A 1,849-nucleotide genomic window follows, 5' to 3' on the forward strand; every position below is an offset into this window, starting at 1 on the left:
TTAGCTGGCTGTGGGTCGTGTCAAGTCATGCGGCCACGCGTGGGGCATTGTCGCCGGTGGTTGCTGGCGTTGAAAGACCTGGCCGGAGTGTTGTCTACTGTCAGGAGTGCCGAGCGCCCACGCTGACTTATGCGACCTGCACGTTTAGATGGGTCATCTGGCGTCGTTCGGGCTGCTGTGAAGGCGAAGGGCCGGGTGCCAAGCTAACCTCGGCGTAACCCGCGGACGGGTCCGCCATAGCGAGTACGGCATCTGGTCCGGCCCTTCGTCGTCCTTCCAGCCTGGCACTACCGGCCGCAGTTTTGAAGGGGAACCGTTCGAGGGTGGTGTTGCCTCCTGTTGGCTCGACGACAGTGGTTTCCTCGTCGCGGCCAGGATGCGCCGGTGCTCGTCGCTGTCCACGTCGTTCGACCCTCGCTGCGCTGCGGGCGCTGCAGGTGGACAGCTCCTGCGTCTCCGGCGCCTGGGGCCAGGACCAAGGAAAGCCCACGGGGGTTTGTTCAGCTCCAGCGGGAGGGGTCGTAGCTGCTGTGATCGCGAACCAGCGCATAAGCGATGCGGGTGGCGCGGTGGGCCAGCGCGCATCCGATGACCCCGCCGTGCTTACCGCGTGCTTTCAGTTCGGCGGCATACGTTTTGGCGGCGGGCTCAGTGAGCCACAGACCGATACCGAGCTCGATCAATGCTCGGCGCAGTGCCACACTGCCCTCACGGCTGATCTTTCCGTCACGGCGTTTACCGGCAGATTCGTATTGCATCGGAGACAGTCCCGAAGCCCGGTAGATCTGCTTGTGTCCTGGCCACCGGCGTGGATCACCCAGGGCAGCGGCGTAGTTGGAGGTGCGGATTACACCCCAGCCGGGAACCGAGGTCAACGTCGCGAACGGGCTGCTTGGCACTAACCTCGCCAGCTCGGCTTCGGCAGCACATATTTGGGCGTCCAAGTCGGCCAGCAGCCCCACGTCGCTAGCCAGCACCCGCCGGGCTACCGCAGCATCGCGGGTCGGTAGCGCTTCTCGGGCCGCGGTCACCAGACGCTCAGCGACCGGCCGGCGCAGCCGAACATCGCGGACCGCGGCGAACTTGATCAACCGGCTGGTGCCCAGCGCCGACAGTCGAGCCGGGTCAGCGAACTCAGCGGCAACCAGCCGGCCGATCTTGGTGCCCAACACATCGGGCAAGGCCCTGGTCAACCCCGGAAATGCGCGATCGAGTTGACCCAGCAGTTGATTTTTGGTCGCGCTGCGCGTGCCCACCCGGCGTGATCGATGCCTCGCCCAGGCCGCCAGCTCACCGAGGAGCACCTCACGGCTGGTGACTGGCTGGCCGCGTCCGGCGAGCACCAACTCGGTGATCGCCTCCAGGTCGATCGCATCGGTCTTGACGCGGCGCCGGCCTGCGACACGGCGTTGCTCGGTGACGTGTGCGGGATTGAGCTCCAGCACCTCCCACCCTGCCGGCCACCGATAGTCCACCACCGGACGGTGGTAGTGGCCTGCCGCTTCAACACCCACCTTGACCTGCCCACACGGCGGGACCACCGCACCCACTTGATGCACAACCCCGGCCAAGCCCGAACGGGTCATCGCGAATTCAACCGGGCCGAACACCCGCTTACGGGCACTATCTGTCGCCGAGAGCACCGCCGAGGTCTTGCCCACATCGACGGCAACGACGATCGTGGACGAGGTGACTGGGGCAAAACGCACAGACATAACAACACCTCCGGGGCGTGTCAGAAGAATCCGCGTGCGCCAACACGCCGACCTCAAAAGGAATCACTTACAGATCCCTTCCTGACACCTCCGGAGGCGTTTGTGAAGGACCTACCTCGACCTATATCAGCGAG

Annotated in this window: 1 protein-coding gene; it reads right to left on the reverse strand. The window is 65.1% G+C overall.

Going from position 1 to position 1,849, the window contains the following annotated elements; translation table 11 throughout:
* Positions 1-500: 500 nt before the first annotated feature.
* Positions 501-1,715, reverse strand: coding sequence for an IS110 family transposase (locus A5694_RS05550; RefSeq protein WP_064920845.1), 1,215 nt, complete (start codon positions 1,713-1,715; stop codon positions 501-503).
* Positions 1,716-1,849 lie beyond the last annotated feature (134 nt).

The organism is Mycolicibacter sinensis, from assembly GCF_001667945.1.
Taxonomy (GTDB): Bacteria; Actinomycetota; Actinomycetes; order Mycobacteriales; family Mycobacteriaceae; genus Mycobacterium; species Mycobacterium sinense_B.